The following is a 17,052-nucleotide window of genomic DNA, read 5'->3' as shown; positions in this document are numbered from 1 at the left end:
ACTGGCGCGAGCCTGTCTTTGCCAGCGTGTACCACCAGCCGTCCGACGGGATGTCTTCGCCGACGACAACATGGGTGGGGGTGGGTTCGGCAGGCGCCGGGCCCGGGGTGCGGCCTCGAATTTCAGGAGTCGGCCAATCACTGTCGTCGTCAAACCGGGCCAGCCAACGCTGCGTGTCGCGACGATCGAAGCGCTCGTTGGGGTCGCCATCCCATTCGCCGGAGCCCACGAGATCGAGTTGCGGGTGCCGGATGCGGCGCAGCAGGTGGTTAAGCATGACGGGTAGTTCCGGCACACCTTCTTCGACGGGATACAGTTCCGGTTGCGGACCGAGTTCTATCCATTGGCCGCAACTGAGGGTGTCGATCCGGATGCGGGGATCGGAAAGCTGGGCAACAACCTCGTCGCGCGAGATGTCCAGCTTCTCGCGCCAAATGTCGGACAGAAAGAAGCCCCAGGTGGGCGGGCGTATGCCGGCAGGCAGCTGTGGCATGAACGTCATGCCGAACGTGTCATCCGTGTCCAAGCCATAGAAATGCGGCGTCAGCGCCCGATCCCACACGGCTACCTCCGAGCGCATGCCAAACTCCAGCGGGTTCGCCATCGCAAAGCCGCTGTAGACCTGAGCCGGCTTTAACCGAGCGATGGCGTCAAGGACGAATTGCCGCCACGCCTCTTTGTTGGCCAACCACCAGCGCCATCGAAAATAGAGCTGAAGCGATGAATAGTTTTGGTCGCCACCGCCCCAGTCGGAAGCTCTCCATAGATATGCGCCATGGGTGGGCGAGCTTTTGTGTTCGGCTTCGTCCGTAAAGTTGACGGTGAAATTCTTGTCTACGGGAGTTTTCCGGGCCCAGTCTCGCAGTTCGCCCAGGCGCTCCGAGCCGTACCGATGGGGTCTTTCTGAACGTGGGTGTGTCGCGACCGTGTAAGGATGGCCTAACAGGCTTTCAAACGACTCGTGCACGTCGATCAGGTCCAGCGTTGTGCGCTGATATTGATCGCGGTCGTAGTTGAAATAGAAGGTGAGAAACGGGCTGACAGACAGTTCAAAAGACCCGTTGTGAATGGCAGTGTTCGGCCATTTTTTCAGGTCTTCGATCATGCCGGCCAGATCCTGATCGTCGATCAATGGGTGGGTAGTACTCATTTTCCGCTCCGGCTTGAATGGCCTGGTTTTGTGCCGGATGTGCGTGCCGAGCCGGAAGCTCCGGTGCAGTCTTCCGGTACTCGAAGCAGCACAACCTTTTGGACGTCACCGCCCATCAGGCTGACGTAGTCCTTCATTTGGTCGCGCTTTACCCAGTCCTTCGGAAACTTGATTTCCACCGCCGCGAACACGTTGCCCACTTCAAACGGCTGCTGCCTGTATTCAACGATTACAAGATCCGGGGCCAGGCTGCCCTTAGGGCGGGGCCAGAAGGGGAATACCTCGCTGATGCGCTTCGGACGTGTGGAAGGCTCTCCCAGCATCGCCTTGTAAGACGTGCCGTCGTAGACCGGCTCCGCCTTGAGCGGGCTTTCCCATTTCAACAAGTCATCAACCACTTCAAACACCAACGACGCGGTGGTTTGTTTCAGTGCGATATCTATCGTGGTGTCGATGAATTCGCCCCGGATCTTCTTGCGCAGACGCCGGGGCACTGTCAACGGGGACTTCAGCGCCCATTGGCATACCGTGCTGATCACTGGCCGAAAGGGGATCTTGCGTTCGATGTACTGCCGGTACGTCACGTTTTCGCTACGTCCGCGCGACACGGTGCTGTTGCCGCCAGTGCGCACGAACGTGGAACTTTTGACGTCGATTTCTTCCTTCATGTTCTGAATCGTGTCTTTAAGAATGGCTTGGACTTCCTTCTTGCGCTCATTGATTTGCGCCGCGGTTTGGGCGGTTTCAATGGCGGTTTGGGCCGTTTCGTGCGCGGCGTAGGCGCGATAGGCTCGGTAGCCCCAGACGAGGGCGGCTGCGGCGGCGGGGGCGGCCATCAGAGGTCTCCTTCAACGTGGGAATCCAGAAAGGCTTCGTCCATCGGTCCGTGCTCGGCGTGATGCGGATTGATGTTGTCGACACGCTCGGCGAGCTGCCCAGGGTCGTCTGGGATCTTCTGGTCCTCACGCATGATCGTCTTGTAGGTCTGCACGTCGCGGGCGCGCGGGGTGTCCAGGAAATCCGTCGCGCCGTCGTTGTCGGTGGTTCCTTCCAGGAGCAGCGTGGCGCCTGTCATGACGCGGTACCGATAACGTTCGAACAGGCGGTTGTCGGTCTTGTGCAGGCGGAACCGGCCGGCGTAGTCGCCGGCGGCGACGTCGGGGGATTTGAAGACGGGCAGGGCGGCGCTTTGGCCGCCTGGGCCTGAGAAATTGTGCGAGGCGGCTTTCACCGTAAACGTGCCCGGCATGCCCAGTTCGATGTTGCCGTCGGCAATCTTGATCGTCGCCCCGCCGCACAACAGCGTGATGTGTTTGTCGGCGGCGACCAGCACGTGTTGCTTGCTGGACGTGATTTCCGCGCTTTGATCGGCCTGGATGCGAATGGCGTTGTGCTGAGCCTGTAGCAGCATTTCGCCTTGATGCGCGATCTGGCGCAGCGCGCCGCTTTGCGAGAACAGGCCTACATCGCCGCCCGCGTTCAGCACGATCTTGTCGCCCGCGCTGACCTGCTGATGCTGCTGCGCGACGCTGTCCACATTGCCCCCGGCCGACAATACGATGCTTGCCGGCGTGGCGGCGGCGATGCCGGCTGGGGCGCTTAGCGCGATAGCGCCAACGTCGCCTAGGCCGCTACCGTCCGACTGGTTGTTGGCGCCGTGGCCCAGGTCGCGCACCGCATCCGATAGTGACTGCTGCGGCTGGGCGTCGTGGGCGACGCCTTCATGCTTCTCGGCGTAATCCCCCAGGTTGCGGGCAAGTTCCAGCGCCGCTTGCAAAGCCGCGACGATATCGGATCTATCCAACTGCCCGCCCTTGGCGTGCAGTTGCGTCTCGGCCGTCAGCAACAACCCCTTCGCCGCCCGCAGCGCTCCATGTTCATCCGTGCGCAGTTCGAACCCTTCACCGCGAGCTTGCCCACCGCTTGGACGCGGATGCGTCAGATACCCCAGATGCAGCTGCGTGTCGCCGTGTTCGCTCATCAACGCCGCGCTGATCTGTGCGGACGTGTCATCCAGCCGCAATTCGTTCGCGCGATCGCCCCTGAATTCCTTGCTCTTGATGGTGTTCAGGACGTTGTGCCGTGGCAGTTCATAGGGCGGCAGATTGGTCGCCCGGAAAGTTCTGCCGATTATCAGCGGCTGGTCCGGGTCGCCGTTTGCGAATTGCACGATGACCTCTTGTCCGATGCGAGGTATCGCCATGTGGCCCCACTGCGCACCGGCCCAGTTCTGCGATACGCGAATCCAGCACGAGCTATGTTCGTTGTGCTCGCCTACGCGATCCCACGGGAATTGGACTTTGACGCGGCCCCACTCGTCGCAATAGATTTCTTCATTGGGCGGTCCGACCACCGTCGCCATCTGGTGGCCGTCGATGCGGGGTTTGGGTAAGGGCTCGGGCTTCCAATCGACCTTGTCGGGCACCAGTTCAGCGGTGTAGCGGTATTGTGTGCCGTGCTCCGGGCGATATTCCGAGCGGTGCATCGGGCCATGATCCAGCCCGCCTTGCTGACCGTATTCGGCTCCGAACCCGTCTTCTTCCTGGCTCGACGGCTGTACGCCCCGATGTTGCATCCGCACGGGTCGCCAACCATGGTTCCAGTCTTCACGAGGATGGCCCACGAGATCGAACGCCACGCCAGGAACCAGGCGCGCGTCATCCCCTTCGACCAGTGCCACGCGCGCATCGCGGCGGCGGCCCAGCAAGCGCGTCTGGGTAAACGGCTGACCCGCCTCGTCGCGTTTGTAGCGGCCGGGATAGTCGTAGCGTTCGTAGCGGGCATCCTGATGAGAAAGATCTGATGCAACCGGCGAATGTTCCTGGCTATAGCGCGGATGCGTGTACGTGTAGTCGCGCTGCGTCTGCACGGCGGTGCGCACGCGCTCGGCATAAGAAAACCGATGCAACGCGGGATCTGCCTGATCGCCGCCCGGCATCGGGTTGTAAACCACCGGCCCGCCCGCGATCTCGCCGTGGATATAAATCCGGTCGCCATGAATCAGGCGGTGCCCATGCTCCGAATGCGCATAGCGATAGAAATAGCCTTCCTCGGCCGCCAGCCTATCGATAAACGCCAAGTCCGTGTCGCCGGCCTGCACGCAGTATTCGCGCGGCAGGTGTTCCTGCGTCGTCACCTGTTCGTAATCGGTAATCCCCTGCCGTTTGATGACGTCAGCCAGGATCTCGGGCGCGGACAGATGCTGGTAGACGCGCCAATCGGAACACAGCGCGGCGCGCGCCAAAGACGGTTCCAGCACCAGCCGATACCGCGTGCGCCGAAAGCCCGTGTCGCCTTGGACAAATTCAGTGACGACGCCGTGCACGTGCCGCACAGCCACCGCCCCGCGCCATATCGTGAACAGCGCCGGCTGATCCAGCAGCGCGCCGAAATCCACCGCGGGATCAAAGCTGGACAACTCCACGCATAGCCGATACGTCTCGGACAGCGCCTCGTCCAGCGTGAATTCAATGACGTCGAATGCCGCGCCACTGGCGGGCGTAAAACTAAAACGAAAATCGTTCGCGTGCGATGACACAGGCGCCTCCGGACGAGTCAGGTTGACTGATCATCTTGCGCAGGCCGCCACCCGGCCGTCTATAGAACTTCTCTGAAATTTCGGGCCGGGCGATTCCAGATAGGGCGCGCCGGAACCCGTGCGACAACGGTTCGCATATCCATAGACGCATTTCTACGTTGTCGGCGGCGCACGGGGCACGTAGCCTCAGCCATTCCCTTATCCGACACTGCGGGTCACCTCATGAGCACCTCTTACCAAACGGCCAGCCAAACGGCCAGCCAAGCGGCCAGCCAAGCGGCCAGCCCGGCCACCGGCAAGCACACCGAGCGCGCGCAGGCCGTGCGCGAATTCATCGCCGACGTGCGCAAGCGCGTGCCCGACGCGGCACGCGCCTCGCCCCAGCAGCTGGCCGAGGCAGCCGCCTTGTTGCAGGCATTGGGCAGCCGACGCGACTTGTTTCCGGCAGAGGAATTTCCGCTAGTACCGGGCCGTCCCGGCACGCTCTACCGCCTGGCGGAAGACGTGGACGGCGGCTATGCGCTCTACCTGTCGCTGGGCGAGGCCGGCAAGGCCCAGCCGCCGCACGACCACACCACCTGGGCCATCATTGCCGGCGTGCACGGCAACGAGCGCAACGAGGTCTATCGCCGCGCGCCCACGGCCGACCCCTTGCGTGACGCGCTGACCCATGTGCGCCGCGTGGACGTGGGGCCGGGCAGTTCCATCGTGCTGGGGCCGAACGATGTGCACACCATTGAACTGATCGGCGACGAGGCCGGCGCGCACCTGCATTTCTACGGGCTGGCGCTGGACCGGCTGCACGGTCGGGTGGTGTTCGAAAGCACGGCCGGCGGCACGTACCGGACGTTCTCGCCGCCGGCCGCCATTTACCACGCGCGCGTGTCGCCCGACGCCTTGCAAGAGGCGCTGCGCGGCGACGCCGAGATCGCCGTGCTGGATGTGCGCGAGGCGGGCCGCTATGCCCGTCGCCATCTGCTGTACGCCGTGCCCGCGCCGCTATGGCGGCTTGAAGTGTTGGCCGACCGGCTGGTGCCCCGGCGCGACACCCGCATTGTGCTGGTGGACGACGACGAATCGCAGGCGCATCTGGCCGCCGCCAAGCTGACGCGTTTGGGTTGGTCGGACGTGTCCGTGCTGGCAGGCGGCACGGATGGCTGGGCGCGTGCCGGGCTGGAGGTGTTTACCGGGACCAACGTGCCCAGCAAGGCGTTCGGCGAAGTCATCGAACATGAAAAGCAAACGCCCTGGATCGATGTGGACGAGCTGCACGAACGCATCTCGCGCGGTGACGATATCGTCGTGGTCGATAGCCGCACGCCCGAGGAATTCCATCACTTCACGCTGCCGTTCTCGCACAGCCTGCCGGGCGCTGAACTGGTCTATCGCATCCGCGAGCTGGCGCCGGACCCGAACACGTTCGTGGTCGTCAATTGCGCGGGACGCACACGCAGTATCGTGGGCGCGCAGACGCTGATCGACGCGGGCATTCCGAACCGGGTGGCCTCGTTGCGCAATGGCACGATGCAGTGGCTGCTGTCCGGCCGCGAGCTGGCCTATGGCCGCCACGCGGCCTTGCCCGAGCCGGGCGAAGCCGCGCGGGATGCGGCGCGGCAGCAGGCGCGCGATGTCGCGCAGCGCGCCGGCATCGGCTATGTGGATGCGGCGACCTTGCACGCCTTTGAGGCCGAGCAGGACACGCGCACGCTGTACAAGTTTGATGTGCGCACGCGCGAGGAATACGAAACGGGGCACCTGGAAGGCTGGCGCTGGGCGCCGGGCGGGCAACTGGTGCAGGCCACCGACGACTATCTGGCGACCCGCCGCGCGCGCGTGGTGCTGGCGGATTGGGATGGCGTGCGGGCGTTGACGACGGGCGCATGGTTGGCGCAACTGGGCGCGGTGGAAGTCTATCTGTATCAGCCGCCGGCGTGGGCCGCGCTGCAAAGCGGTTCCGAGCCGCGCCGTGTGTTGCGCCATCGGCCCGAGGCGGCCAGCGTGCGGCCACAGGCGCTGCGCGCGGCACTGGATGCGGATGAAGTGATTGTGTTTGACGTGGAATCGCGCGTGGCCTACGAGCGCGGCCATGTGCCGGGCGCGCGCTTTGCAGCGCCGGACAGATTGGCGCAGTTCCTGTCGCCCGACGATCATCGCACCGTGGTGTTGACGTCGTCCGACGGCGTGTTGGCCAGCGTGGTGGCCGCCGAATTGGCGTGGCGCGGCAAGCACGCGGTGCAGTATCTGCTGGGCGGAACCCGGGCCTGGAAGGCGCAGGGTTTGGCCTTGGACACCGGCGCGGCGGGTGTGCTGACCGGCGATGACGATCAGAGCATCAGCCCCTATCTTTTTGAAGACCTGTCGGCGCGCGACGAAGGATTTCGGGAGTACCTGGATTGGGAGTTGGGGCTGGTGGCGCAGCTGGAGCGCGACGGCAGCGAACACATCCGCTTGATTCCCGCTGCGCGATAAGGAGGGGGGCAAGCGAGGTAGCGCTACGCCCGCTATCTTTACCGGCGCGCGGGCGCTACGCCAGTTCCAGCCGGTTGCCGCCCATTGCCTTGGCACGGTACAGCGCGCGATCGGCCGCCGCCAAGCTGTCGGCCAGCGGCGGCACGTCACATTCGTAAGACGCCAGGCCGATGCTGACCGTGGCGCGGATTGCGCTGCGGTCGCCGGGTTCGGACGTAGATTCGGCGAAGCGCCGTGCGACCGTCTCACCCAGCGCTTGTGCGCGGCGCGCGTCGTCTCCCAGCAGCAAGGCGGCGAATTCCTCGCCACCGATGCGGGCCAGCAGTACGCCCGCTCCGGCCTCGCCCTGGGCGATATCGGCAAACGTCTTCAGCACCTGATCGCCTGCCTGATGGCCGTGGCGGTCGTTGATGGACTTGAAGTGGTCCAGGTCGAAGGCGAGCACCGCGGCCGGCTGCTGTGCGCCCTTGGTTCGCAGCAGCCGCGCGCCTTCCTCGAAGAACCAGCGGCGGTTGCCCAGGCGGGTCAGGTAGTCGGTCTGCGATTCGAGCAGCAGTTGGCCATGCGCTTCTTCGCGCACCAGCTTGAGCAACGCCATGGGCAGCAACACGGAATACAGCACGCCTTCGTACATCGTGATGCTGCTGGCCGCACTCTGCACGGACGCCCCGTGGCGGGCAACGAGCCAGGGCAGGATCAGCGCCCGAAAGGCGTAGAACAACGCATGGATGCCGGCGATGCCGACGACAAAGCGGCGCGGCGTCAGCGCCTTCATGGGCGTGCAGCGCCACATTTCCCAGGCGGTCAACGCGGAAGCGATGGCGATGGGCGCCGCGCTGACGTAGGCCCAGACGAGGCCTTGCCAACGGGTCCCGGCGATAGCCCAGATCAATGCCATGACGACCAGCAATGCCACCGACCCGCCGCGATAGCGCCGGCCGTTGAAGGCGGCCACGCCTTGCAGCACAAGCAGATAGCCGCCAAGGATGATCAGGTTGCTTAAGGCCGGGCCCAGCCAGGCGGGCAGATACCCGCGCAGCACCACCCCGGTACAGCCGACGGCGATGGTGGCAAAGCCCGTGGCCAGCAGCCGCAGTTGCTTGCCGCGCTTGGCGTTGGTCCGGTGTTCCCAATAGGTCATGCCGGCGCTGGCAAGCAGCGTTCCGATGACTAGGAAATAAAGGGTGTAGAGATCGACGTGCATCCCGGCGGGTATCAGCGTAGTGCCGACACGTGTTGCCGACTGCGGGATTTTACGGGGAAAAAAAGCAGCGCCGACGGTTACATCGCAGCCTGTTGCGCGGCCGCCAACAGGTCATCGGCATGCACCATCAGCTCGCGCACGAGGTACAGCTGCGGGTACTGATTCAACACGCCCGCCCACTGGGGCGATGTCAACAACGACTGCCAGACGGCTTGCAGCCCGCGTGTGTCGGCCGGCCGCCCTTGGGCAAGCTCGCTGGCGTAGGCCACGCTTGCGGGCGCGGATAGCAGTTGCATGCGGCAGGCGGCGTTAAGCAGGCGCGGCGCGGGGTCGGCCGGCGCGTCGCTGCAATACAGCACGGCGCGGGACAGGTCGGTGTCGCCGGTGGGCAAGGCGGCCAGGGACGCGCCGCGTATCGGCACGGGGCCCTGGTGGGTGTGAAACGGATACGTCACGCCTGGCTCGGCCTGTGCCAGGCGCGCAAGGCCGCGCAACAGCCGGGCGAAGTCGGTGCTGGCGGCGTCCACGGAAGCCTTGGCTTCGACAAGCAGGCAGACGTCCCAGGCGGCGGGCGGGGCGGCGGGCGCGTTCGGCACGTTTGGCGCATCCACACGGCGCAGCAGCGCGGCGTCCCATTCGCTTTTGGCGCGGTCGGCATCGCCGGGCAATGCGGGCGGCACGCGCATTGAGGTCACCACGCGGTAGGCGGCGTTGCCGTCCGGCCCCGCGTTGAGTCGGTCTGCCAGGGCTTGCAGCGCCTGTGAGGCGCGCGCTTCGACCGCCGCGCCGCGCTGCTGCGCGGCCACGCCTTGTGCCACGGCCCCGGGGCTGCCCGAGCGGGGGCCGTTGCGGTTCCATAACGCCTGGTAGCGCCGTACCCCCGGATCCAGGGCCAGCTCGTCCAGGCGTTGCAAGCGTTCCAATGCGGCGCCGTCGCGCAAGCGGGACAGGCTGCGCGCCAGGGCGGGGTCGTTGGCGGGGTCGGTGGCTGGGGCGTTGTCAGGGGCGGTGGCCGAGGCGTTGTCAGGGGCGTTAGCTGGGGTGTTGTCAGGGGCATTGGCCGGGCCGTCGGCAAGGTCTTTGCCAGGGTCGCTAGCTGCACCCCGCAGCGATTCCAGTTGCGCCACCGCAGTCGCCAGCGCGGGCCAGGACGCGGCAGAGGCAGCCGCCTGAAGCCGGGCCAACACTGTGCGCAGCGCGCCCGCGGGCATGCGTTCCAGCTTGGCGGGGTGGGCGATGGCGTTGACGGCGGCGACTACGTCGCGTCGGTCGGCCTCGGCCCCAGCGGACAGGGATGCGTATTCGCGAACCTGCGGCGCCTGGTGGCGCAGCACCATCGCCTGGATGGCAGGGTCGCCCTGGTCAGGGCGCATGGCTTCGTGGATGAGTTGGGCCAGCGCGTCGATAAAGCACTGCTTGACCGAGGCCGGCGGGGTGGTGGCGCTGGCCAAGGCCTGGCGGGCCTGATCGATGGCCACGGCCAGGCGGGTCGCGCAATGGCGCTGGGACGACACGGTTGGGTCCGTGTCGCCGGCCAGGGTGGCCGGCACCCGATAACGTCGGGCGACGATGCGTAGCGTTTCGTCCAGCAAGGCGGGGCGCGGCGGCAAGGGCATGGGAGGCTAGGGCGATCGGGGCGTTTTTCTGATGGGGCGCCCGTAAGCCTAGCCTGTTGACGCCGCGCGCGCCAATCGCCACCCGGAAACCCGCGACCCCACGAACCCGCGACCCCACGAACCCGCGACCACACGAACTCGAAATCCGAAATTCGGGATCCCAAACCCGAGATCCGAAACCCGAGATCCGAGAACCGAGATCCGAGAACCGAGAACCGAGAACCGAAACCAGAACCCGAAACGCGGGCGGATCGCCTGGACTGTGCCCGCCGTCGATTACTTGAGCGGATCGCCTGGACCGCGCCCGCCGTCGATCACTTGAACAGCGCGGCGTTCTCTTCCAGCACGGTGTCGGCGCATTGCGCATCCAGGTTGCCGCCGGGTGCGCCGGCCACGCCGATGGCGCCGATCACGTTGCTGCCTGCCTTGACCGGCACGCCGCCGCCCAGCAGCAGAAAGCCCGGGATGTCGGTCAGGTTGGCGGCGCCGGGGTTCTTTTGCGCGTTTTCCATCATCGTCAGCGTGGGCGTCTTGGCCGACACCGCCGTGAAGGCCTTGGCGCGGCTGGCCTCGATCGTGTGCGGGCCGGCGTTGTCGGCGCGGGCAAAGGCCTTGAGCAGCCCGGCGCGGTCCACAACCGAAGCGCTGACGTTATAGCCCTTGGCCTGGCAGGCGGCGACGGTGGCGGTGGCCAGCTTCTGCGCATCGGCCATCGACAGGTTGCTTTCCGTCAGTACGGCAGCGTGGGCGGCGCCGGCAAAGGCCAGGGTGGACAACAGGGTGGCTAGGGTGACACGGTTCATGGTCTGCATCCTTTGATTTCAGAGCGTTCGGTAGGAGCAGTCAGTGTGGCCAAATCCGGCGTTGCGCGGTATACGCCCGACTACGCGCGCGCCTCCGTAGGGTTACGGAGGCCCTGGCGCGCGCTCGTCGAGCAGGGTGGCGTATTGGCGGATCAGTTGCGCCAGCGAGTCGGCTTCCAGCTTGGCGAAGACGTTGGCGCGATACGTTTCGACGGTGCGGGGCGACAAGTCGAATTCCCGTGCGATTTCCTTGTTGCTCATGCCGCGCACGATGCGTTCCAGCACCTCGTGTTCGCGGCCGGACAGGCGCGCCAGCCGGTCGGCGGCGGCCTGCGTCACGGCCAGCCTTTCCCGGCTGGCCACATGCGTGCGCACGGCGGCCTGCACCGCGTCCAAAAAGACGTCATCGTCCACCGGCTTTTGCAGGAACTCCATGGCGCCGCCCTTGAAGGCGCGGCGGCACAGGTCCACATTCGCGTGGCCGGTCAACATGACGACGGGCAGGTCGGACTGGTCGGCCAGGCGGCTCAGCACGTCCAGGCCGCTGATGCCGGGCATGCGGATGTCCAGCACGACGCAACCGATAGCGCTGGCGGGCAGCGCCGACAAAAAGGCCTGCGGGTCGGCAAAGCCGCTGCTGGCCAGGCCCACGCTGCGCAGCAGCAGCGCCAGCGCGTCGCGCACGGCGTCGTCGTCGTCCACCAGGTACACCCGGGGTGACAGTTCGGGCGTGCGGTTGGGCGCAGGGTTGGGTGCGAGGTTCATGCGGGGCTCTTGTTGCAAGGCAGGCTGACGGTGAAACACGCGCCCGAGGGTTTGAGGTTGTGCGCGGCCACGCTGCCGTCCATCGACCCGGCCAGCGTTTCGCACAAGGCCAGCCCCAGGCCCATGCCTTGTTCCCGCGTGGTGTAGAACGGGGTGAACAGCCGCGGCAGTGCGTCGGCGGCAATGCCGGGGCCGTTGTCGCTGATGCTGAACCGGTAGACGTCGCCCGTGGCGCGGCTGTCCAGCCGACCTTCCAGCTGGATCACTCGGGGGCCGTCAGTGCCGGCCAGCGCGTCGGCGGCGTTTTGCACCAGGTTGTGCAGAATCTGTTCCAGCGCTACGCGGTCGCCCAGCGGCCGCGCGCCGGGGCTGGCGTTGTGCCAGACAAGACGGATGCCCTGCCGGGCGAGTTCGCTTTCCCGCAGAAATCGCAGCGCCGCCACCAGCGCGTCGGGGTCCAGCGCTTCGCGCCGCGCGGGCGGGCGGGGTTGGACCAGCGCACGCATGCGGCTGATGATGTCGGCCGCGCGCTTGGCCTGCTCGGCGCTGGCCAAGAGGGCGTGGCGCACGGCGGGGCGCTCGTCCTCGTCGTCCAGCAGGCGTTGGGCGGCGCGCGTCTGCGCCAGGATGGCGGTCAGGGGCTGGTTCAATTCATGCGCGATGCCGGCGGCCATTTCGCCCAGCGTGCCCAGGCGCGCCATGGCGGCCAGCCGCGCCTGTTCCTGCTGGCGGCGGGCTTCGGCGCGGGAACGCTGCCATGCGGCGGCGCCGGCCACCAGCAGCGCGCTGGCAAGCGCCCACGCGGTCCATGCCGTCCAGGGCCAATAAGACGGCGTCAGGGTGCGGCTGCTGCGCATCTGAAACGGTTGGCTGGTCGCGCCCAGCGGCTTTTGCAGCGTCATGGGCAAGCCGCGCGCGTCCTCGGGCTGCTTGTCCAGCAGCGCCAGCGGGCGCTGATCCACCAACAGGCTCAGGTTGCTGAGGTTGGGCGGGAAGTCGGCGGGCGGCACCAGTTGGCGGGCATCGATCAACAGGCTCCAGCTGGACGGCGCGATCAGCCAGTAGCGGGCGGCGTCCAGCGGCAATGTCACCGGCCGGCCCAACTGCGTGGCGCGCGTCACGGCGGCGGACAGATCCGGTGGCGGCGGCAGGCTGCCGGCCCACGCGCCATCGGCCAGATAGCCCAAGCCCAGCAGCTGCGGCATGGCCGGGTGCAGGCTGGGGTAAAGACGTTCGGGGGTGGGCGGATGCGACAGGGCCGTCAGCGTGGCCAGCACGGCCTCGTGTTGCACGGTCTTCTGGCTCAGCATGCGCTGGGCGATGCTGGTGCTTTGAAAGAAGCGGTCGTGCTGGTCCAGGTATTCCTGGCGGGCGATCCAGGCGGCACCCAGCAAGAACAAAACCAGCCAGCAGAGGAGGGCGCGGGAGCGCGATAAGGGATTCACGCTTGAAATTATGCCTTGCGGCAAGCGCGCCCCGACATCCGTAGGGTTACGGAGGCGTGGGTTACGAACGCAATGCCTTCGGGGGCAATGGCTTCGGGGGCGACGGCTTCGGGGGCGACGGCTTCGGCGGCGATGGTCAGGGAGGCGATGGTTACGCAGGCGTCAGGCCGCGCGCTGGGGGGCATGGTCGCCGGTCTCGGCCTGCGAGCTGGCCGAGACCGCCATTTGATACAGCGCAGCCACCAGGTCCGACTGCGTCACCAGCCCCTGCAAGGTGCGCGAAGCGTCCAGCACCGGCACGCAATGCACGCTGTCCGACATGGGGCGGGCCAGCTCGATCACGGGCAGGCCGGGCGTGGCGAAGGGCACTTCGCTGCGCATGCAATCGGCCACCAGCAGTTCTTGGGGAGGGGTGCCGTCCGGCATGGCGACCAGCGGACGCGTCTTGCGCGCCAGCACGTCCGCCTGCGCGACCATGCCCGCGTAACGACCGGCTGCGTCCAGCACCGGCAAGGCTTGTAGCCGATGCTTGTCGAACAGGCGTACGGCGTGGTCCAGCGGGGCGTGTTCCTGCACGGTGACGACATCGCGCGACATGATGTCCGCGCACGAAACGTCGCCAAAGCGGCGCACGCTGGCACGCAGCTCGGCCGCCAGCACGATGTCTTCCAGGTCTTCCTTGCTGATGTCCAGCAGTTCGCCGCGCTGCGCCAGGGCTTCGTCCAGGTCGGCGCGGGAAAAGCCCAGGCGGGTGCTGGGCGCGGCATCGCGTGTGTGGTGGCTTTGCGCGGGGTCGGCGTGGCGGCGCGGGTAGTTGCGCTTGAAGGCGCCGTTGAACGCCACGGCAATGCACAGCAGGATCAATGAATTCAAGCCCACGGGCCACAGGGCGAAGCCATAGCCCAGGGCGGCCACCGACGGCCCGCCCAGCACGGCCGTCAACGCCACCGCGCCGCTGGGCGGATGCAGGCAGCGCAGGCTGAACATGGCGCCGATGGACAAGGCCACCGCCACGGCGGCCGCCACGCCTGGCACGGGAATCATCTGCGCGCAGAACACGCCGATCAGTGCCGACACCAGGTTGCCCGCCATGATGGACCAGGGCTGCGCCAGCGGGCTGGCCGGCGCGGCAAACAGCAGCACGGCCGATGCGCCCATGGGGGCGATGAACCAGGGGCTGGCCGCGCCCAGCGCGTGTCGCCCCACCCATTCCGTGCAGAACAGCCCGACCAGCGCGCCCAGCACGCCAACCAGCTTTTCGCGCCCGTTGACGCCCACCGGCGCTGGCGCGAATGCGCTCAGCCAGCGCTTTAATGCCACACCCAAAACGATCTCCTCGCGTGCTTGAAATATGTCGCGGGACGACAATTTATCACGCGGCACGGTGTTGGCCGGTTATGAACTTATGGGCAGGGCAGGCGGCAGGGGCGGCACAGGAGGCACGCTCGCCCCTGGCGCCCGTCAAGCCGTGTCGTCGCCGATGCGCGCCAGCAGGCGGCCTAGCAAGGGCCGCATGGCGCGCAGTTCTTCCAGGTGCGAGGCCGACAGGCTTTCCAGCAAGCGTTCGGCCTTAGGCGTCAGAATGACTTCTACGCGGCGTCCATCTTCGGGATCCGCCTCGCGGCTGACCAGGTCCAGACGCGCCAGACGGCCGACCAGCTCGGCCGCCGTATGCGGCCGGATCAACAGTCGGTCGGCAATTTCACCGACATACAGGCCGCGCCGGTCGGGCGCGTTTTTGCGCGTGCCCTTGATGGCCAGCAGGGTTTGATGCTGCTGCGGCGTCAGCGCCAATTCGGCGGCGGCGCCTTCGCTGAACGCGGCGAACGTGCGCAGCGCGTAGCGAAAGTCGGCCAACAGTTCGTAGTCGGCGGGGGACAGCGGAGTGGGGGACGGAGACGTTTTCACAAGCGCAATTCTAATATATGTCGTGATACGATATACATAAGCGAAACCGAACCGTTCTTGCACTTCCATGCCTTCATCGTCCACCCCTTCAATGCCCGCAACATCGCGCGCGTCTGCCACCTTGCCGACGGCCGCGGCATCTACGACTTTCCCGACGTCTCCATTGGCCCCGCCGTCCCAATCGTCCCAATCGTCCCAATCGTCCCAATCGTCCCAAACGTCCCAAACGTCCCAAACGTCCCAAACGTCCCAAACGTTCGAATCGTCCCCAACGTCCCCAACGTCCCCAACGTCCCCAACGTCCCCAACGTCCCCAACGTCCCAATCGGCCCCAACGTCTGGCCGCCCCGAACCCGGCGCATCCACCCGCGCCCACCGCCTGGGCGACTTCACCACCGACCGCCGCGTGGTGATGCTGATGGCGCTGGCCGTGCCCGTGGGCCTGGCCAGCGTGCTGGCCGCGTGGGCCTTGCTGCGGTTGATCGCCCTGTGCACCAACCTGGCCTACCACGGCCAGTTTTCCTTTGTCGACCAACCCATCACGACCGGTGCGCTGGGCTGGGCGTCCGTTGCCATTCCGGTCGTGGGCTGCCTGATCATCGGCTTGATGGCGCGGTACGGCTCCGAGAAGATTCGCGGCCACGGCATACCGGAAGCGATGGAAGCCATATTGATCGGCAAGAGCCGCATCCAGCCCAAAGTGGCGGTGCTCAAACCCGTGTCGTCCGCCGTGTCGATCGGCACCGGCGGGCCGTTCGGCGCGGAAGGGCCCATCATCATGACGGGCGGCGCCATCGGGTCGCTGCTGGCGCAAACCATCCACCTGGACGACGGCGAGCGCAAGACCTTGCTGGTGGCGGGCGCCGCCGCCGGCATGACGGCCATCTTCGCCACGCCGCTGGCCGCCATATTGTTGGCGGTGGAATTGCTGCTGTTCGAATGGAAGCCGCGCAGCTTCCTGCCCGTGGCCATGGCGGCCCTGGTAGCCGCCGCCGCGCGCGCCTTCATGCTGGATGCCGGGCCTATCTTTGCCTATGCCGGCGCCTTGTCCTTTACGCCGGGCCACCTGCTGGCGTGCGCGGCGGTGGGGGTGCTGGCCGGCCTGGGCTCGGGCGTGCTGACGTCCTTGGTGTACGCAGCCGAGGACCTGTTCGAAAAATTGCCTTTGCATTGGATGTGGTGGCCCGCGTTCGGCGGGTTGGCCATCGGCATCGGCGGCTTGATCGACCCGGCGGCGCTGGGCGTGGGCTATGACAACATCCGCCACCTGCTGGCGGGCGACCTGGCGTTGCAAGCCGTGCTGGTCTTGCTGGTGGTCAAGGTGGCGATCTGGTCCATCGCACTGGGCTCGGGCACCTCGGGCGGGGTGCTGGCGCCCTTGCTGATTTTTGGTGGGGCGCTGGGCGCGCTGGCCACGCCGTGGCTGCCGCAGGCCGATCCCGGTTTCTGGGCCCTGGTGGGTATGGCAGCCATGATGGGCGGCACCATGCGCGCGCCGCTGACCGCAACGCTGTTCGCCGTCGAACTCACCGGCAACCTGAGCGCGTTGTTGCCCGTGCTGGCGGCCTGCGTGTTCGCCTACGGCATGACCGTGCTGCTGTTGAAGCGGTCCATCCTGACCGAGAAAATCGCGCGGCGCGGGCATCACGTCAGCCGTGAATACCATGTGGATCCCTTCGAACTGCTGCGCGCCGAAGCGGTGATGACGCATCCCGTTGAAACCTTCGCGGCAAGCATGACGGTGGCGCAGGCCATTGCCCATTTCACGACGCTGGGCCACGTGCATACCAGCTACCCGGTGGTGGACGACGATGGCGTGGTCGTGGGCACGGCGACTCGCGCGGATTCGCTGGCGTGGGCGTTGGAGGAAGCCGAGGACACGCGCACCCTGGCCGATGCGCTGGTCGGGCGCGAGCCGGTGCTGGGGTATCCGGACGAACTGGCCAGCCGCATCGCCGACCGCATGGCGTTGTCTGGCGTGGGGCGAGTGCCAATTGTGGACCGCGCCAACCACCGCTTGCTGGGGCTGGTGGGCCGGCGCGACCTGTTCCGCGCGCGGGCTCAACGGCTGCGCGATGAAACGCGGCGCACCGCGTATTTCCGCCGCGCTTGCTGACCGTTGCTGTGCTTTTGGACCGTCGCCGCGTTTGCCGC

The 17,052-nt window shown here is 66.5% G+C and carries 12 protein-coding genes; 2 read left to right on the top strand and 10 right to left on the bottom strand.

Annotated features, from left to right (window positions below):
* The 3 genes from AC6LJY_RS25395 to AC6LJY_RS25385 all read right to left on the bottom strand — a co-directional run.
* Positions 1-1,150: type VI immunity family protein (locus AC6LJY_RS25395; RefSeq protein ID WP_498137042.1), on the bottom strand; the 1,150-nt coding region annotated here is incomplete at its 3' end.
* A complete protein-coding gene (locus tag AC6LJY_RS25390; protein ID WP_498137041.1) occupies positions 1,147-1,986 on the bottom strand; it encodes a VRR-NUC domain-containing protein in 840 nt (279 codons plus the stop codon). The genes AC6LJY_RS25395 and AC6LJY_RS25390, both read right to left, overlap by 4 nt.
* Entirely contained in the window at positions 1,986-4,688 is a 2,703-nt protein-coding gene (locus AC6LJY_RS25385; RefSeq protein ID WP_498137040.1) for a type VI secretion system Vgr family protein, read from the bottom strand. Before AC6LJY_RS25385 ends, AC6LJY_RS25390 begins: the two co-directional genes overlap by 1 nt.
* Before the next feature lie 222 nt (positions 4,689-4,910).
* On the opposite strand from AC6LJY_RS25385, the gene AC6LJY_RS25380 reads away from it, so the two are divergent.
* On the top strand, positions 4,911-7,157 hold the full coding sequence (locus AC6LJY_RS25380; RefSeq protein ID WP_498137039.1) for a rhodanese-like domain-containing protein: 2,247 nt from the start codon (positions 4,911-4,913) through the stop codon (positions 7,155-7,157).
* A 55-nt stretch (positions 7,158-7,212) separates the two neighbouring features.
* Here the strand turns inward: AC6LJY_RS25380 and AC6LJY_RS25375 are convergent, their stop codons facing one another.
* The 7 genes from AC6LJY_RS25375 to AC6LJY_RS25345 all read right to left on the bottom strand — a co-directional run bounded on the left by AC6LJY_RS25375 (position 7,213) and on the right by AC6LJY_RS25345 (position 14,898).
* On the bottom strand, positions 7,213-8,361 hold the full coding sequence (locus AC6LJY_RS25375) for a GGDEF domain-containing protein (RefSeq protein WP_498137038.1): 1,149 nt from the start codon (positions 8,359-8,361) through the stop codon (positions 7,213-7,215).
* 77 nt (positions 8,362-8,438) lie between these two features.
* Entirely contained in the window at positions 8,439-9,977 is a 1,539-nt protein-coding gene (locus tag AC6LJY_RS25370; protein WP_498137037.1) for a 3-deoxy-D-arabino-heptulosonate 7-phosphate synthase, read from the bottom strand.
* 314 nt (positions 9,978-10,291) lie between these two features.
* On the bottom strand, positions 10,292-10,780 hold the full coding sequence (locus AC6LJY_RS25365; RefSeq protein WP_120157497.1) for a GlcG/HbpS family heme-binding protein: 489 nt from the start codon (positions 10,778-10,780) through the stop codon (positions 10,292-10,294).
* 102 nt (positions 10,781-10,882) lie between these two features.
* The gene (locus tag AC6LJY_RS25360; protein WP_498137036.1) at positions 10,883-11,545 is read right to left on the bottom strand and encodes a response regulator transcription factor; all 663 of its coding nucleotides are present in this window, start codon (positions 11,543-11,545) and stop codon (positions 10,883-10,885) included.
* A complete protein-coding gene (locus AC6LJY_RS25355) occupies positions 11,542-12,990 on the bottom strand; it encodes a sensor histidine kinase (RefSeq protein ID WP_498137035.1) in 1,449 nt (482 codons plus the stop codon). The genes AC6LJY_RS25360 and AC6LJY_RS25355 overlap by 4 nt, the downstream gene beginning before the upstream one ends.
* Positions 12,991-13,152: 162 nt before the next feature.
* Positions 13,153-14,316 (bottom strand): HPP family protein, encoded by a 1,164-nt coding sequence (locus AC6LJY_RS25350; protein ID WP_498137034.1) that lies wholly within the window; start codon positions 14,314-14,316, stop codon positions 13,153-13,155.
* 135 nt (positions 14,317-14,451) lie between these two features.
* A complete protein-coding gene (locus tag AC6LJY_RS25345; RefSeq protein ID WP_104145926.1) occupies positions 14,452-14,898 on the bottom strand; it encodes a MarR family winged helix-turn-helix transcriptional regulator in 447 nt (148 codons plus the stop codon).
* Positions 14,899-15,310: 412 nt separating this feature from the next.
* On the opposite strand from AC6LJY_RS25345, the gene AC6LJY_RS25340 reads away from it, so the two are divergent.
* A complete protein-coding gene (locus AC6LJY_RS25340; protein ID WP_498137043.1) occupies positions 15,311-17,014 on the top strand; it encodes a chloride channel protein in 1,704 nt (567 codons plus the stop codon).
* The last annotated feature ends 38 nt before the right edge of the window (positions 17,015-17,052 follow it).

Source organism: Achromobacter sp. RT286_PF (genome assembly GCF_059760425.1).
Note: the sequence above shows the minus strand (reverse complement) of the source record. Positions and strands in the feature narration are given on the sequence as shown.

Coding starts and splice junctions, on each gene's coding strand:
- AC6LJY_RS25390 (WP_498137041.1), bottom strand. CDS start 1,986: ATGGCCGCCCCCGCCGCCGCAGCCGCCCTCGTCTGGGGCTACCGAGCC.
- AC6LJY_RS25380 (WP_498137039.1), top strand. CDS start 4,911: ATGAGCACCTCTTACCAAACGGCCAGCCAAACGGCCAGCCAAGCGGCC.
- AC6LJY_RS25375 (WP_498137038.1), bottom strand. CDS start 8,361: ATGCACGTCGATCTCTACACCCTTTATTTCCTAGTCATCGGAACGCTG.
- AC6LJY_RS25370 (WP_498137037.1), bottom strand. CDS start 9,977: ATGCCCTTGCCGCCGCGCCCCGCCTTGCTGGACGAAACGCTACGCATC.
- AC6LJY_RS25365 (WP_120157497.1), bottom strand. CDS start 10,780: ATGAACCGTGTCACCCTAGCCACCCTGTTGTCCACCCTGGCCTTTGCC.
- AC6LJY_RS25360 (WP_498137036.1), bottom strand. CDS start 11,545: ATGAACCTCGCACCCAACCCTGCGCCCAACCGCACGCCCGAACTGTCA.
- AC6LJY_RS25340 (WP_498137043.1), top strand. CDS start 15,311: ATGCTGATGGCGCTGGCCGTGCCCGTGGGCCTGGCCAGCGTGCTGGCC.